Source organism: Streptomyces sp. NBC_00122 (genome assembly GCF_045160845.1).
Taxonomy (GTDB): domain Bacteria; phylum Actinomycetota; class Actinomycetes; order Streptomycetales; family Streptomycetaceae; genus Streptomyces.
The window spans coordinates 908,637-924,460 of the sequence record NZ_CP108191.1 but is presented as its reverse complement, the minus strand read 5'-3'; the positions used below and the strand labels follow the sequence as shown (position 1 = coordinate 924,460).

At 72.6% G+C, this 15,824-nt stretch carries 15 protein-coding genes; 11 read left to right on the top strand and 4 right to left on the bottom strand.

The genetic code is table 11. From position 1 onward, the window contains the following. Positions 1-78: 78 nt before the first annotated feature. Positions 79-456 (bottom strand): DUF1844 domain-containing protein, encoded by a 378-nt coding sequence (locus OG737_RS04410; RefSeq protein WP_328924814.1) that lies wholly within the window; start codon positions 454-456, stop codon positions 79-81. A gap of 379 nt (positions 457-835) precedes the next feature. On the opposite strand from OG737_RS04410, the gene infC reads away from it, so the two are divergent. The 9 genes from infC to OG737_RS04365 all read left to right on the top strand — a co-directional run bounded on the left by infC (position 836) and on the right by OG737_RS04365 (position 10,820). After that, on the top strand, positions 836-1,546 hold the full coding sequence (gene infC, locus OG737_RS04405; protein WP_328930204.1) for a translation initiation factor IF-3: 711 nt from the start codon (positions 836-838) through the stop codon (positions 1,544-1,546). Between the two features lie 104 nt (positions 1,547-1,650). Beyond that, positions 1,651-1,845, top strand: coding sequence for a 50S ribosomal protein L35 (gene rpmI / locus OG737_RS04400; RefSeq protein WP_030387121.1), 195 nt, complete (start codon positions 1,651-1,653; stop codon positions 1,843-1,845). Positions 1,846-1,947: 102 nt separating this feature from the next. After that, on the top strand, positions 1,948-2,334 hold the full coding sequence (gene rplT / locus OG737_RS04395) for a 50S ribosomal protein L20 (RefSeq protein WP_007263143.1): 387 nt from the start codon (positions 1,948-1,950) through the stop codon (positions 2,332-2,334). A 140-nt stretch (positions 2,335-2,474) separates the two neighbouring features. Further along, the gene (locus tag OG737_RS04390; RefSeq protein WP_328924813.1) at positions 2,475-3,335 is read left to right on the top strand and encodes an RNA methyltransferase; all 861 of its coding nucleotides are present in this window, start codon (positions 2,475-2,477) and stop codon (positions 3,333-3,335) included. A gap of 56 nt (positions 3,336-3,391) precedes the next feature. After that, positions 3,392-4,693, top strand: a complete 1,302-nt coding sequence (locus tag OG737_RS04385) for an ATP-binding protein (RefSeq protein ID WP_328924812.1) — start codon at positions 3,392-3,394, stop codon at positions 4,691-4,693. 156 nt (positions 4,694-4,849) lie between these two features. After that, the gene (gene pheS, locus OG737_RS04380) at positions 4,850-5,977 is read left to right on the top strand and encodes a phenylalanine--tRNA ligase subunit alpha (RefSeq protein ID WP_328924811.1); all 1,128 of its coding nucleotides are present in this window, start codon (positions 4,850-4,852) and stop codon (positions 5,975-5,977) included. Beyond that, the gene (gene pheT, locus OG737_RS04375; protein ID WP_328924810.1) at positions 5,977-8,505 is read left to right on the top strand and encodes a phenylalanine--tRNA ligase subunit beta; all 2,529 of its coding nucleotides are present in this window, start codon (positions 5,977-5,979) and stop codon (positions 8,503-8,505) included. Before pheS ends, pheT begins: the two co-directional genes overlap by 1 nt. Positions 8,506-8,889: 384 nt before the next feature. Further along, complete coding sequence (locus tag OG737_RS04370) at positions 8,890-10,230, top strand: transcriptional regulator (protein ID WP_328924809.1); 1,341 nt, start codon at positions 8,890-8,892, stop codon at positions 10,228-10,230. Positions 10,231-10,283: 53 nt separating this feature from the next. Beyond that, complete coding sequence (locus OG737_RS04365) at positions 10,284-10,820, top strand: NUDIX hydrolase (protein ID WP_328924808.1); 537 nt, start codon at positions 10,284-10,286, stop codon at positions 10,818-10,820. Between the two features lie 3 nt (positions 10,821-10,823). Here the strand turns inward: OG737_RS04365 and OG737_RS04360 are convergent, their stop codons facing one another. After that, the gene (locus OG737_RS04360; RefSeq protein WP_328924807.1) at positions 10,824-11,726 is read right to left on the bottom strand and encodes a 3-hydroxybutyryl-CoA dehydrogenase; all 903 of its coding nucleotides are present in this window, start codon (positions 11,724-11,726) and stop codon (positions 10,824-10,826) included. A gap of 154 nt (positions 11,727-11,880) precedes the next feature. On the opposite strand from OG737_RS04360, the gene OG737_RS04355 reads away from it, so the two are divergent. Next, entirely contained in the window at positions 11,881-13,125 is a 1,245-nt protein-coding gene (locus OG737_RS04355; protein WP_328924806.1) for a family 10 glycosylhydrolase, read from the top strand. Position 13,126: 1 nt separating this feature from the next. Here the strand turns inward: OG737_RS04355 and OG737_RS04350 are convergent, their stop codons facing one another. Beyond that, entirely contained in the window at positions 13,127-13,324 is a 198-nt protein-coding gene (locus tag OG737_RS04350; protein ID WP_328924805.1) for a DUF1918 domain-containing protein, read from the bottom strand. 57 nt (positions 13,325-13,381) lie between these two features. Next, complete coding sequence (locus OG737_RS04345) at positions 13,382-14,332, bottom strand: DMT family transporter (protein WP_405921205.1); 951 nt, start codon at positions 14,330-14,332, stop codon at positions 13,382-13,384. Between OG737_RS04345 and OG737_RS04340 the strand changes: the two genes are divergently transcribed. Next, complete coding sequence (locus OG737_RS04340) at positions 14,331-15,800, top strand: PLP-dependent aminotransferase family protein (RefSeq protein WP_328924803.1); 1,470 nt, start codon at positions 14,331-14,333, stop codon at positions 15,798-15,800. The genes OG737_RS04345 and OG737_RS04340 overlap by 2 nt on opposite strands. Positions 15,801-15,824: the final 24 nt, after the last annotated feature.

Below are 15,824 nucleotides of genomic sequence, written 5' to 3'. Positions count from 1 at the left end.
GAGGCCCGCACGTGAGAGGGCCGGTGCGCCCCTTCGCGGGGGCGCACCGGCCGTCGTGGTGCCGGGGGTGGGGCGCGATCAGCCGAAGACCGGGCCGGTGTACTTCTCGCCCGGCCCCTGGCCCGGCTCGTCCGGGACGATCGAGGCCTCGCGGAAGGCGAGCTGGAGCGACTTCAGGCCGTCGCGCAGCGGGGCGGCGTGGAAGGAGCTGATCTCGGTGGCGCTCGCGGTGACCAGGCCGGCCAGGGCCGTGATCAGCTTGCGGGCCTCGTCGAGGTCCTTGTGCTCGGAATCGGGCTTGTCCAGGCCCAGGTTGACCGCCGCGGCGCTCAGCAGGTGCACGGCCACCGTGGTGATCACCTCGACCGCGGGGACGTCCGCGATGTCGCGGGTCATGGCGTCGTAATCGGGGGCGGCGTCGGCAGCGGGGTCGGCGGGGAGGGTCGCGTCAGTCATGCTTCACACGATAAGCCGGTCGGCGGGTGCCCCCGACCGGAGCGCCGGGTGAGCGGCCCTGGCGCGGAATGCTATATTGGGTCACGACCGGCCGGAGACGTATGTCCCCGGCCCACAAGTGGAGGCTCCGATCTCCCACCCGACCACCCTCACGGGAGGCGGGTCACCGGTCAGGCGGCATCCATCGTTCCGTACGGACGATGGAAAGCTGCCCGAGTCTGCGCCCCACGGTTCGCACGTGGCGGTGCTCCGGTCGTTTTGGAGCCCCTGCCTGTGCCCGGCGGGGCTTTTTTCATTCTCCCCGCTGCGGTCGGTCTGACGGAAATACACGTCAGCGGCTGTCTGCCAGGCAGCCGTCTGGTGCTACCGAGGAGGATCCATCAGCACCGAGCCCCGCATCAACGACCGGATTCGCGTTCCCGAGGTACGGCTTGTCGGTCCCAGCGGCGAGCAGGTCGGCATCGTGCCGCTTGCCAAGGCGCTTGAGCTCGCGCAGGAGTACGACCTCGACCTGGTCGAGGTCGCGGCGTCCGCACGCCCGCCGGTCTGCAAGCTCATGGACTACGGCAAGTTCAAGTACGAGTCGGCCATGAAGGCCCGTGAGGCGCGCAAGAACCAGGCGCACACGGTCATCAAGGAAATGAAGCTCCGGCCGAAGATCGACCCGCACGACTATGACACCAAGAAGGGTCACGTCGTTCGGTTCCTCAAGCAGGGCGACAAGGTCAAGATCACGATCATGTTCCGTGGTCGCGAGCAGTCCCGGCCGGAACTCGGCTACCGACTGCTGCAGCGTCTCGCTTCGGACGTCGAGGACCTCGGGTTCATCGAGTCGAACCCGAAGCAGGACGGCCGAAACATGATCATGGTCCTCGGTCCGCACAAGAAGAAGACCGAGGCGATGGCCGAAGCCCGCGAGGCGCAGGCCGCCCGCAAGGCCGAGCGCCAGGGTGTCGCCCTCACCGGCGACGAGGCTCCTTCCGACGAGGCTCCTTCCGAGGAGACCGCCGAGGATGCAGTCACCGAGGTCGAGGCCACCGAGGCTGTCGCCGACGAGGCGCCCGCCCAGGAGCCGAACACCGAGGCCTGATTCCGGGGCAGCCCGTCTCGGATCACCGATACAACATGACGCTCCCACGAACCGGTCCGGTACCGGACCGGTGGGAGCGCCACCGACGAGGAGATAACGGCGCTATGCCGAAGAACAAGACGCACAGCGGTTCCAAGAAGCGCTTCAAGATCACCGGCTCCGGCAAGGTGCTCCGTGAGCGCGCCGGCAAGCGCCACCTGCTCGAGCACAAGTCGTCCCGTGTCACCCGCCGCCTGACCGGCACCGCGGAGATGGCCCCCGGCGACGCCGCGAAGATCAAGAAGCTTCTCGGCAAGTGACGTCCTCCGCTCCCCTGCCGGGAGCGGTGACGTCAAGACCGGGACCCCATCGAATTCGGGCCGTGTGAAGACACCCACGGCCCCGCTACAAGGAGTTAAAAAGTGGCACGCGTCAAGCGGGCAGTAAACGCCCACAAGAAGCGCCGGGCAATCCTCGAGGCGGCCTCCGGCTACCGCGGTCAGCGTTCGCGCCTGTACCGCAAGGCCAAGGAGCAGGTCACCCACTCGCTGGTCTACAACTTCAACGACCGCAAGAAGCGCAAGGGCGACTTCCGTCAGCTGTGGATCCAGCGCATCAACGCCGCTGCCCGCCAGAACGGCATGACGTACAACCGCCTCATCCAGGGTCTGAAGGCCGCCAACATCGAGGTGGACCGCAAGATCCTCGCCGAGCTGGCCGTCAACGACGCCAACGCGTTCGCCGCGCTGGTCGAGGTCGCGCAGAAGGCCCTCCCGGCCGACGTCAACGCCCCCAAGGCTGCTGCGTAAGGCTTTGCCGGCCGCGTGAAGCAGTCGGCACCCACGGACCCGCAGGCGATTGCCTGCGGGTCCGTGTGCGTTCGCCCCGCACCGGAGGGGCACACCCCCCCCGCGACCCCGCGCCCCGCGCGAGAGAGAACCCTGAGACGATGCGCACCCCCGCCGAGCTGATCTCCCCCCGATCCCCGCGGGTGGCCGCCGCCAGGCGACTGGCGCGGCGGAACTTCCGCACCAAGGAGCGCCGGTTCATCGCCGAGGGCCCGCAGGCGGTCCGCGAGGCCGCCCTGCACCGCGGCCCGGAGGGTGCGTCGACCCTGATCGAGCTGTTCGCGACCGTCGAGGCCGCCGAGCGCCACTCCGAGATCGTCGACGCGGCCCTGAGCGCGGGCGCCCGCGTGCACTACGCCTCCGACGAGGTGCTCGCCGAGGTGTCGCAGACCGTCACCCCGCAGGGCCTCGTCGGCGTCTGCCACTTCCTGGACTCGCCCTTCGAGGACATCCTGGCGGCCCGGCCGAAGCTCGTCGCCGTCCTCGCGCACGTCCGTGACCCGGGCAACGCCGGCACGGTGCTGCGCTGCGCGGACGCCGCCGGCGCAGACGCGGTGGTACTGACCGACGCCTCCGTGGACCCCTACAACCCCAAGTCCGTACGCGCCTCCGTCGGCTCCCTCTTCCACCTCCCCGTGGCGGTCGGCGTCCCCGTGGAGAAGGCCGTCGAGGGCCTGCGGGCGGCGGGCGTACGGATCCTCGCGGCCGACGGGGCGGGCGAGGACGACCTCGACGCCGAGCTGGACGCGGGCACCATGGGAACCCCCTCGGCCTGGGTCTTCGGCAACGAGGCGTGGGGTCTGCCGGAGGAGACCCGGGCCCTCGCGGACGCCGTCGTACGGGTCCCGATCCACGGCAAGGCCGAGAGCCTGAACCTCGCGACGGCGGCCGCCGTGTGCCTCTATGCCTCCGCGCGTGCACAGCGGGCGCCCGGAGGGTGCCGCTCCGTGACCCCCAGCTAGTAATGTGGCGGCCCGGGGGGCCCACTGCGCTACTCGGAGATGTGGGGTACGGGGACATGACCGTCGGTACGAACAGCTCACCCGGCGCCGCGGGGGCCGCTGACGCGGCCGAGGCGTGGTTCCCGCAGGCCCGGGCGCACGGGCAGGGCTCCGCGGCCACGCAGCCCGCCGCCCCGCCCCACGCGGACGCGCGCGACGGACTGCCCGCGGTACCGCCGCAGGCGGTGTCGGGCGGGCGGGGCCACGCCCCCAAGGTCCGCACCGGTGTGTTCCCGCAGTCCGAAGGCGCCACGGCCGCCCCGGCGTACGCGGGCGAGGGGTTCGGGATCGATCCCGACGAGCTGCCCGACGGGCTCGTCGTCGCCGACGCCACCGGGCGGGTCATCTGCTTCAACCGGGCCGCCGCCCGGATGACCGCCACCGACCCCCGGCAGGCCCTCGGCGCGCCCATCGGCCGGGCGCTGCCGCTGGAGGACCTCGAAGGCCGCCGCTGGTGGGCGCTGACCGATCCGTACGGCGGCCTCGCCACCCGCCGCGGCCAGCCCGAGCGCAACCTCCTGCTCCCCGGCGGGCGCGAGGTGCTGGTCTCCGCCCGGTACGTCCGCACCCACCCCACGGGCCCGCTGCGCCGCCTCGTCGTCACCCTGCGCGGCACCGAGGCCCGCCGCCGCACCGAGCGCAGCCACGCCGAGCTGATCGCCACCGTCGCCCACGAGCTGCGCTCCCCGCTCACCTCCGTCAAGGGGTTCACCGCGACCCTGCTCGCCAAGTGGGAGCGGTTCACCGACGACCAGAAGCGGCTGATGCTGGAGACCGTCGACGCCGACGCCAACCGCGTCACCCGCCTCATCGCCGAGCTCCTCGACATCTCCCGCATCGACTCCGGCCGCCTGGAGGTGCGCCGCCAGCCGGTCGACATCGCCACCGCCGTCGGCCGCCACGTCCAGGCGCTCACCGCGAACGGCCAGGCCCCCGAGCGGTTCCTCGTACGGGTGAGCCGCCCGCTCCCCGACCTGTGGGCCGATCCGGACAAGATCGACCAGATCCTCGGCAACCTCCTCGAAAATGCGGTGCGCCACGGCGAGGGAACGGTCACCATCGACCTGTCGCCGCATGAGAAGGGAACCGCCGTCACCGTGACCGACGAAGGCCCCGGGATCCCCGAGGAGTCGATGGGCCGCGTCTTCACCCGCTTCTGGCGGGGGAGCAAGCGCGGCGGCACCGGCCTGGGCCTTTACATCGTCAAGGGCATCGTGGAGGCGCACGGCGGCACCATCACGGTCGGCCGCGGCCCCGGTGGCGGCGCCGAATTCCGATTTATCCTGCCCGTGAGCGCCCCGGCGTACCTCACGCAGTAGCACTGCGGAGCGTCTCGCCAGGCGGCCCACGGGCCTCCTTCACCCCCAGCGGCCTTTAGACTCGTCCTTTGGCACCTTTGTGTCCTCGTGGCGAGCGTGTCGGTCGAGCGCACCGCGCGGGGATCCACCAGCCAGCCATCGGAAGTACGGGAAGAGATGTCGGCACCGAACAAGTCGTACGACCCTGTCGAGGTCGAGGCACTGAAACCGGAAGAGATCGAGCGCATGCGGGACGAGGCGCTCGCCGCCTTCGCGTCCGCCGGCGACCTCGACGCGCTGCGTGAGGCGAAGACCGCGCACATGGGCGACCGCTCGCCCCTGGCGCTCGCCAACCGCGAGATCGGCGCCCTGCCCCCCCAGGCCAAGGCCGAGGCGGGCAAGCGCGTGGGCCAGGCCCGCGGGGCCGTGAACAAGGCCTTCGGGGCCCGCACGGTCGAGCTCGAAGCCGAGCGCGACGAGCGGGTGCTGGTCGAGGAGGCCGTGGACGTCACGCTGCCCTACGACCGCGTTCCCGCCGGCGCCCGGCACCCCCTGACCACGCTGATGGACCGCATCGCGGACATCTTCGTGGCCATGGGGTACGAGGTCGCCGAGGGGCCCGAGGTCGAGGCGGAGTGGTTCAACTTCGACGCCCTCAACTTCACGCCCGACCACCCGGCGCGCCAGATGCAGGACACCTTCTTCGTCCAGGGGCCGGAAGGCACCGAGGGCGACGAGTCCGGCGTCGTGCTGCGCACCCACACCTCCCCGGTGCAGGCGCGCTCGCTGCTGGAGCGCAAGCCCCCCGTCTACATCGTGTGCCCGGGCCGGGTGTACCGCACCGACGAGCTCGACGCGACGCACACCCCGGTCTTCCACCAGGTCGAGCTGCTCGCCGTGGACGAGGGCCTGACCATGGCCGACCTCAAGGGCACCATGGACCACATGGTCCAGGAGCTGTTCGGCGAGGGCACCACCACGCGCCTGCGCCCGCACTTCTTCCCCTTCACCGAGCCGTCCGCCGAGATGGACATGCAGTGCTACGTGTGCCGCGGCGAGTCGGTGGGCAACCCCGACCGCCCGTGCCGTACCTGCTCCAGCGAGGGCTGGATCGAGCTCGGCGGCTGCGGCATGGTCAACCCCAAGGTGCTCATCGCCTGCGGTGTGGACCCGGAGAAGTACAGCGGGTTCGCCTTCGGGTTCGGCATCGAGCGGATGCTGATGTTCCGTCACAACGTAGAAGACATGCGAGACATGGTCGAGGGTGACGTTCGCTTCACCCGGCCGTTCGGGAGTGAGATCTGATGCGCGTCCCGCTTTCCTGGCTGCGGGAGTACGTCGACCTCCCCGCGGGTGAGACCGGCCGTGACGTGGCCCACAAGCTCGTCGACGCCGGCCTCGAGGTCGAGACCGTCGAGCAGCTCGGCGGCGGCCTGAAGGGCCCGCTCGTCGTCGGTCAGGTGCTGACCATCGAGGAGCTGGAGGGCTTCCGCAAGCCGATCCGCTTCTGCACGGTCGACGTCGGCCAGGCCAACGGCACCGGCGAGCCGCAGGAGATCGTCTGCGGCGCCCGGAACTTCTCCGTCGGCGACAAGGTCGTCGTGGTCCTGCCCGGCGCGGTCCTGCCCGGCGACTTCGCGATCGCCTCGCGCAAGACGTACGGCCGCACCTCGCACGGCATGATCTGCTCCGGCGACGAGCTGGGCATGGGCGACGACGGCACGCACGGCATCATCGTGCTGCCGCCCGAGCACGAGGTCGGCACCGACGCGATCGAGCTGCTCCAGCTCGTCGACGAGGTCCTCGACATCGACATCACCCCGGACCGCGGCTACTGCATGTCCATGCGCGGTGTCGCCCGCGAGGCGGCGACCGCGTACGGCCTGCCGCTGCGCGACCCGGCGCTGCTCGACGTGCCCGCGCCGAACTCGTACGGCTACCCGGTCAAGGTCGACGACCCGGCCGGCTGCGACCGCTTCACCGCCCGCACGGTGACCGGCCTCGACCCCGACGCGCGCTCCCCGATCTGGCTCACCCGCCGCCTCCAGAAGGCCGGCATGCGCCCGATCTCGCTCGCCGTGGACATCACCAACTACGTGATGCTGGAGCTCGGCCAGCCGCTGCACGCCTACGACCGCTCCAGCATCGAGGGCACCATCGGTGTCCGCCGTGCCGAGCAGGGCGAGAAGTTCACCACCCTCGACGGGGTCAAGCGCACGCTCGACGCCGAGGACCTGGTGATCACCGACAACAGCGGGCCGATCGGCCTCGCCGGTGTCATGGGCGGCGCCAACACCGAGATCGCCGACTCCGTGACCGACCCCGAGACGGGCGCCGTCACCGGGACCACGGACGTCGTCATCGAGGCCGCGCACTTCGACTCCGTGTCGATCTCGCGCACCGCCCGCCGTCTGAAGCTCTCCTCGGAGGCCTCCAAGCGCTTCGAGCGGGGCGTCGACCCGCTCGCCGCCGCTGCGGCCGCGCAGCGGACCGTCGACCTGCTCGTGCTCCTCGCGGGCGGCACCGCCGAGGCCGGCGTGACCGAGTTCCTCGCCCCGGGCGCCCCGCGCACCATCGCGATGAGCGCGGACCACCCGGACCGGGTCGCGGGCATGGACTACGGCCGCGAGACCGTCGTACGCCGTCTCCAGGAGATCGGCTGCGACGTCTACGGCCAGGACGAGCTCGTCATCACCGTCCCCTCGTGGCGGCCCGACCTCGCCGAGCCCAACGACCTCGCCGAAGAGGTCATCCGGCTGGAGGGCTACGGGAACCTCCCGTCGACCCTTCCGCAGGTGCCCTCCGGCCGCGGTCTGACCGCGCGGCAGCAGCTGCACCGCCAGGTCGGCCGCGCGCTGGCCGGCGCGGGCTACGTCGAGGCGCTGAGCTACCCGTTCATCGGTGAGGGCGTCTTCGACCAGCTCCAGCTGCCGGCGCACGACGCCGCCCGCCAGGTCGTCAAGCTGGTCAACCCGATCTCCGACGAGGAGCCGGCGCTGCGCACCACGCTGCTGCCGGGTCTGCTGGGCGCGCTGCGCCGCAACGACAGCCGGGGCAGCCACGACCTCGCGCTCTTCGAGACCGGTTCGGTCTTCCGGGCCGCCGCGCAGCCGGGTGTCGCCGTACGGCTGCCCGTCGACCGGCGTCCCACGGACGAGGAGATCGCCACCCTGAACGCGGCCCTGCCCGCGCAGCCGCGGTACGCCGCGGTCGTGCTGGCCGGCGCGCGCGAGCAGGCCGGCTGGTGGGGCAAGGGCCGCCCGGCCGACTGGGCGGACGCGGTCCAGGCCGCGCGCTCGCTGGCCGGCCTGGCCGGCGCCGAGCTCGTCGTCCGCCAGGGCCAGTACGGTCCCTGGCACCCGGGCCGCTGCGCCGAGCTGGTCGTCACCCTGAACGGGGTGGAGACGGTCATCGGCCACGCCGGTGAGCTGCACCCGCGCGTCGTCAAGGCGATGGGCCTGCCGGCCCGCACCAGCGCGATGGAACTCGACCTGGACCGCCTCGCCGCGGCCGGTGGCGACGCCCTCCAGGCGCCCCGGATCTCCTCCTTCCCGGTGGCGACCCAGGACGTCGCGCTGATCGTGGACGCGTCGGTTCCGGCGGCTTCCGTCGAGGCCGCCCTGCGCAAGGGCGCGGGTGAACTCCTCGAATCTCTGCGGCTGTTCGACGTGTTCACCGGTGAGCAGGTCGGTGAGGGCAAGAAGTCCCTGGCGTACGCGCTGCGCTTCCGTGCGGCGGACCGCACGCTGACGGCGGAGGAGTCCACGGCGGCCCGTGACGCGGCCGTGGCCCTGGCCGGCGAGCGGACCGGGGCGGTGCTCCGGGGCGCGTAGCGCCCACTGCGAGGCCTGTCGAGGGGCGCATCCGGACCACCGGATGCGCCCCTCATCCGTTCGGGTGACCGACCTCGAGCGCCGGTGGGGTGGTGCCGGTTCCGCCGGGGCCCGGCGACCAACCGGGCGCCGGCGGAACCGGGACGCCGCCCGCCTGCCGTGGAGTGTCGGGCAGACAGCAGGACGGGCGGCGCGGTGACGGGTCGTCGCACTGTACGAGGGGGAGCCGACGACCCGAGCTGCCTCTTGGCGAGGCCCTTAAGTGAACCGCCGAACGGCCCGTCTGCGGCAGGGTGCGTATCGCATTTATGCGCGTACACGGTTCACACCCCGTGTGAACCGCGCACCCACTAGCCTGAGAACGACGAGCCCTTGGAGCGGCCCATGCAGCCCAATGTCCTGCTCGATGCCCTCCTCGCCGAGGCGGGAATGTCCCACGCCGGACTCGCCGCGTACGTGAACCAGGCAGGCCGCAGCCGCGGACTCGCCCTGCGCTACGAACACACCGCCGTCGCCCGGTGGTTGAAGGGCCAGCGGCCCCGAGGCCAGGTCCCCGACCTGATCTGCGAGGTGCTCGGCGGCCGGCTGAGGCGGCCCGTCGGGCTGGACGACATCGGGCTCGGCGTGCCCGGTCAGGCCGCCTCCGCGACCGCCTCCCCGCTCAGCGGCTTCGTCGACCGGGCGGCGGCCCTGTGGCGTTCCGACGGGCAGGCCCGGCCCCAGCTGCTCACCGCCGAGGCGGTCACCGGAACGCCCGCCGTCATACCCGTCTGGGAATGGGAGAACCCGCCCGAGGACGCCGACGTCTCCCGCGAGGGCCCGGACCGGATCGGGCCCGAGCACATCGAGATCCTGCGGGCCGCCCGCGCGCACTACGAGCTGATGTACCGGCGGGCCGGCGGGGTGGCCACCCGGGACCGCATCGTCCGCTTCCTCGGCAGCGAGACCGCGCCCATGCTGCGCGGCAGCTACCCCGATGCGCTCGGCCGGCGGCTGCACCGGGCCACCGGGTCCCTCGTGGCGGTGGCGGGGATCTGCGCGTACGACTCGGACGCCCACGGGCTCGCCCAGCGCTACTTCCACCAGGCCCTGCGCCTGGCCAAGGCGAGCGGGGACCGCGGCCTCGGGGCGTACGTCATCGCGCTGATCGTCAACCAGTCCCTGCACCTGCGCGAGTACCGTCAGGCCGTGGCCTTCGCCGAGGCCGCGCTGCGTGCCGCCGGTCGGCACACCACCCCGGCGCTGGCTGCCGACCTGTACGCCATGCAGGCCAAGGCGTACGCCCAACTCGGCGACACCCGGGCCGCGTTGGCCTGCATCCGGAATGCGGAGGCGGCGGCCGAGCGGATCAGGCCGGGCACCGAACCGGACGAGACCGGCTACGTACAGCCGGGGCTCGTCAACGTCCAGGTCGCCGAGGCGCTGCTCGGGCTGGGGGACCTCGCCGCCGCGCACGAGCAGGCGACCGCCGCCGTCGGAACCCCGGCGCACGACCGCGGCCGGGTGCACCGGCTGGCGATGCTGTGCGAGATCCAGCTGCGCCAGGGAGAGGCGGACCGGGCGGTGGCGGCCGCGGCCGAAATGGCCGAGCGGGCCAAGGGGATGGAGTCGCTGCGACTGCGCGACCGGTTGCGGGCGGTCCGCGAACAGCTGCTGACCAGCGGTTGTTCGGGCGCGGAGGAGACGGCACAGCTCATCGACGGGGCGCTGCGCGTTCCCCTGTGACGGCGCGAACTGCTGCCATGTTGCCACCAATTCGAACGGAAGGTGGCACAGCCGTGCAGTGGACGAACCTGAGTGAGCAGACTGTGTACAAGAACCGCTGGTTCGACGTGAATCTCGCCGATGTGGAACTCCCCGACGGCCGGCACCTGGACCACTTCGTGATCCGGCTGCGCCCGGTCGCCGTCGCCACGGCCGTCAACGAGGCCAACGAGGTGCTGCTGCTGTGGCGGCACCGCTTCATCACCGACAGCTGGGGGTGGGAGCTGCCCGCCGGGGTGGTCGAGGACGGGGAGTCCGCGCTGACCGCGGCCGCGCGGGAGATGGAGGAGGAGTCGGGCTGGCGTCCCGGCCCGCTCCACCACCTGATGACCGTCGAGCCGTCCAACGGGCTGACCGACGCCCGCCACCACCTCTACTGGGCGGACGGGGCCACGTACACCGGTCATCCCGAGGACGACTTCGAGTCCTCACGCCGCGAATGGGTCCCGCTGAAACTGGTGCCGGACATGATCGCGCGCGGGGAGATCCCGGCCGCCAACATGGCGGCCGGGCTGCTGCTCCTGCACCACCTCAGGCTGGGCAGGCCGTAGTACTCAGCCGTACGGGTAGAAGCCCGCGCCCGACTTGCGGCCCAGGCGGCCCGCGTCGACCATCCGCTGGAGCAGCGGGGGAGCGGCGTACAGAGGCTCCTTGTACTCCGCGTACATCGAGTCGGCGATCGAGGCGATGGTGTCCAGGCCGATCAGGTCGGACAGCTTGAGCGGGCCCATCGGGTGGGCGCAGCCCAGTTCCATGCCGTTGTCGATGTCCTCGCGGCTCGCGATGCCGGACTCGAACATCCGGATCGCGGACAGCAGGTACGGGACGAGGAGCGCGTTGACGACGAAGCCGGAACGGTCCTGGGCGCGGACCGCGTGCTTGCCCAGCACGTCCCGCACCAGGGCCTCGGCCCGCTTGACGGTCTCCTCGCCCGTCGTCAGCGCCGGGATCAGCTCGACGAGCTTCTGGACCGGGGCCGGGTTGAAGAAGTGGATGCCGATGACCTGGTCGGGCCGCGAGGTCGCGACGGCCAGCTTGACCAGCGGGATCGAGGAGGTGTTGGAGGCGAGGATCGCGTCCGGGCGGGTGATCACCTGGTCGAGGACCTGGAAGATCTCCGTCTTGACCTGCTCGTTCTCGACGACGGCCTCGATGACGAGGTCGCGGTCGGCGAACTCGCCGAGGTCGGTGGTGAAGGTGAGGCGGGCCAGGGTGGCGTCCCGCTCCTCCTCGCTGATCTTGCCGCGTTCGGCGGCCTTCGTCAGGGAGCTGTGCAGCCGGGTGCGCCCGATCTCCAGGGCCTCGCCGGTGGTCTCGGCGACCTTTACCTCAAGACCGCTGCGGGCGCACACCTCCGCGATGCCCGCGCCCATCTGGCCGCAGCCCACTACGCCGACCCGTGTGATGTCGGTCGGGAGGGTAGAGAGGTCCGTCACTTCGTGCCTTTCGCTGCTCATCCATCGCGGGTCCCCCGGGCCTGGCAGTGGTAACTGCGTTCCGGCGCCCGCCACGCCCCCCGACGTTACCCCCGACCTTGCCCGCGGTGGCGGGCCGGGGCGGGCATGCTGGGCGGACACGGAGCGATGTCACGGAACGGAACGGAGTCGTCACATGACGTACATCGGGCGGCGGGGGCTGCTGGCGGGGGCCGCAGGGGCGCTGGCCTCGGCGGTATCGGGCGGGGCGGGGCTCGCGACGGCGGCGGCGCCCGCGCGGGCCCGCACGGCGGCGGCCGCGGAGTTCCGGGGGATGTGGATCGCCTCCGTGGCGAACGTGGACTGGCCCTCCGAGAGCGGGCTCACGGCCCGGGAGCAGCGGGCGGAGCTGCTCGGCCTCCTGGACACGGCCGTGAAGCGCCGGCTGAACGCGGTGATCCTCCAGGTCCGGCCGGCGGCCGACGCGCTGTGGCCCTCCCGGCTGGAGCCGTGGTCGCAGTGGCTGACGGGCGAGCAGGGGGTGGATCCGGGCTGGGACCCGCTGGGCACGGCCGTCACCGAGGCGCACGCCCGCGGACTGGAGCTGCACGCCTGGTTCAACCCGTACCGGGTGGCCAACCACACCGACCTCGACCTGCTGGCACCCGAGCACCCGGCCAGGCTCAATCCCGACTGGACCGTCGAGTACGGCGGGAAGCTCTTCTACAACCCCGGCATGCCCGAGGTGCGGCACTTCGTCCAGGAGGCCATGCTCGACGCCGTCACCCGCTACCCGGTGGACGGGGTGCACTGGGACGACTACTTCTACCCCTACCCGGTCGAGGGCGAGGACTTCGACGACGACGAGGCCTACGAGGAACACGGGGCGGCCTTCCCCTCCCGCGCCGACTGGCGCCGCCACAACACCGACACCCTGGTCAGCGAGATGTCCGCGCGGCTGCGGGCGCTGCGGCCCGCGGTCCGGTTCGGCGCCAGCCCCTTCGCGGTATGGCGCAACTCCGACCGCGACCCGCGCGGTTCGGCCACGCGGGCGGGCCTCGGCACCTACGACGACCTGTACGCGGACACCCGCAAGTGGGTCACCGAGGGCTGGATCGACTACGTCGTGCCGCAGGCCTACTGGCAGATCGGGCACCCGACCGCCGACTACGCCGACATCGTCCCCTGGTGGGCGCGGACCGTCGCGGGCACGAAGGTGCAGCTGTACGTGGGGGAGGCGCTGTACCGCTGCGACGCGGACAGCCCCACCGTGGCCTGGCGCGACCCGGCGGAGCTGTCGAAGCACGTCCGGTTCGCCCGCGGATACCCGGAGGTCCGCGGCCACGCCTACTTCTCGGCGAAGCAGGTGGCCGCGGACCCCAACGGAGCCATGGCCCGGGTGGTCGCCGACCACTACGGTTCGGCGGTGCCCCCGCGCTGATTCAGTGTTCGGACTCTGCTGGGTGGCGGACCGTGCAGTCGGGTCCGGGAGCCATCAGGGCCTCATGACCGTCCTGGAAGCGGACCCGGTACGGGGGAGTTCCGTTTTCGCCCAGGACCTGGGTGATCTCGCCCACCTTGTCGTGCTGTCCGACGATCCTGCCGTGCTGCACCAGCTGGTCGCCCTCGGTCGCGCGCATAACTGACCTCCTCGGTGGCGGTCCGATCCGGTGCTAGCAGTTTAGGTCGTTCCTGCCCTATTTGACCCGTTGGGTCACGGCGATGCAGACGAGGACCGCGCAGGCGGCCACCGGAGCGGCGGGCGACAGCCGCTCGCCGAGGAGCGCCACCGACCAGACCAGGGTCAGCAGCGGCTGGGCGAGCTGGAGCTGGCTGGCCCGCGGCGCGCCGATCTCGGCCATGCCCCGGTACCAGACGTACAGGCCGAGGAAGGTGGAGCCGGCCGCCGCCCACACCAGGCCGGCCACCCCGTGGCCGGTCAGGTGCACCGGCTCGTACGCGAGCCCCAGCGCGGAGCCGGCGAGGCTGAGGGGCAGGCACAGCACCAGCGCCCAGCCGACCACCTGCCAGCCGGGCAGCGTACGGGCGAGGCGCCCGCCCTCGGTGTACCCGGCGGCGCACACCAGCAGCGCGGCGAACAGGTAGGCGTCGCCGGCCGAGAGCGAACCGCCGCTCTGCGCCACGGTGAAGCCGATGACCACGGCGGCCCCGGCCAGGGCGGCGGCCCAGAACCGGCGCGAGGGCCGGGCGCCGGTGCGCAGCGCGGACAGGGCGGCCGTGGTCAGCGGCAGCAGTCCGACCACCACGGCGGCGTGCGAGGTCGTGGAGGTCGTCAGCGCGAGGGTGGTGAGCAGGGGGAAGCCGACGACCACCCCGGCCGCGACGACGGCCAGCCCCGCCCAGTGCTCGCGCGCGGGCACCGGGACCCGGCATGCCAGCAGGAAGGCTCCGGCGATGACGGCCGCGAGGGCGCTGCGCAGGGCGACCAGCGACCAGGGTCCGAAGCTCTCCAGGCCCCAGGCGGTGGAGGGGAAGGTCAGGGAGAAGGCGATCACGCCGAGCAGGGCGAGGACGGTGCCGCGCCGGCCGGACGCGCGGCCTCCGGGCGCGTGGCTCTCACGCTGATGGGCCTCGGCACTCTCGACCGCTATCGTCACCGGAGCGGTAGCGCTATTCTGTGCTGTCATGTACGAGCGTAGCAGTGTGGCGGAACTGGCCGATTCTCTGCGGTCCGAGCTCAACCGCTACTCAGTAGGTGGAAAGCTCCCGTCGAGCCGTGCCCTGGTCGAGCACTACCGGGTCAGTCCCGTCACCGTCTCCCGGGCCCTCGCCCAGCTCGCCGCCGAGGGCCTGGTCGTCACCCGGCCCGGCGCCGGGGTCTTCCGCGCCCGGCCGCGTACGTCCGCCCCCGCGCCCGGGGACACCTCGTGGCAGGAGGTCGCCCTCAGCGTGGAAGGGGCCGGGGAGGTCGTCCCGCGTTCCGTGGACGCCAGCGGGGTGCTGACCACGCTGGCCGCGCCGCCGCCCGGGGTGATCGAGCTCAACAGCGGCTACCTGCACCCCTCCCTCCAGCCCGAGCGGGCCATGGCGGCCGCGCTGGCCCGGGCCGGGCGGCGGCCCGGGGCGTGGGGGCGGCCGCCCGTCGAGGGGCTGCCCGAGCTGCGCGACTGGTTCGCCCGGGAGATCGGCGGATCGGTCGTCGCCGCCGACGTGCTGGTCACCGCGGGCGGGCAGAGCGCGCTGTCCACCGCCCTGCGGGCGCTCGCCCCGCCCGGGGCGCCGATCCTGGTGGAGTCCCCGACCTACCCCGGGCTGCTGGCCATCGCCCGCGCCTCCGGATGCCGGCCCGTGCCGGTTCCGGTCGACACCGACGGGGTCCGGCCCGAGCTGCTCGCCGCCGCCTTCGAAGCGACCGGGGCGCGGGTCTTCGTATGCCAGCCGCTGTTCCAGAACCCGACCGGGACGGTGCTGGCCTCCGGGCGGCGGGGCGAGGTGCTGCGGATCGCCCGGGCCGCCGGGGCCTTCGTCGTCGAGGACGACTACGCGCGCGCCCTGGCCCACGAGGACGCCGGGCCGCTGCCCGCGACACTGGCCGCCGAGGACGCGGACGGGGTGGTGGTGCACGTCCGGTCCCTGACCAAGGCCACCTCGCCCAGCCTGCGGGTGGGCGCCCTCGCGGCCCGGGGGCCGGTCGTGGACCGGCTGCGCGCCATCCAGGTCGTGGACAGCTTCTTCGTACCCCGGCCGCTTCAGGAAGCCGCCCTGGAGCTGGTCGGCGCACCCGCCTGGCCGCGCCACCTGCGGACCGTGGCCGCCGAGCTGCGCCACCGGCGGGACGTGCTCGCGGGGGCCCTGCGGCGGGAGCTGCCCGGGCTGGAACTGCCGCACCTGCCTTCGGGCGGCTACCAGTTGTGGGTACGCCCGGCCGGCGGGGAGGACGACGCCGGCTTCACGGCGGCGGCCCTGCGCGCCGGGGTCGCGGTCGCGCCCGGCCGCCCGTACTTCTGCGCGGAACCGCCGGGTCCGTACGTACGGCTCAGCTTCGCCGGGGTCTCCGGCCCCGGCGAACTGGTGGAGGCGGTCCGGCGGCTGAAGGGCAGGCCGGCGGACGGGTCGACGCACGGACCGGCGCAAGGCCTCGGCTCAGACGCTTGACCCCGTGCGCCGCGCGGCTCACCA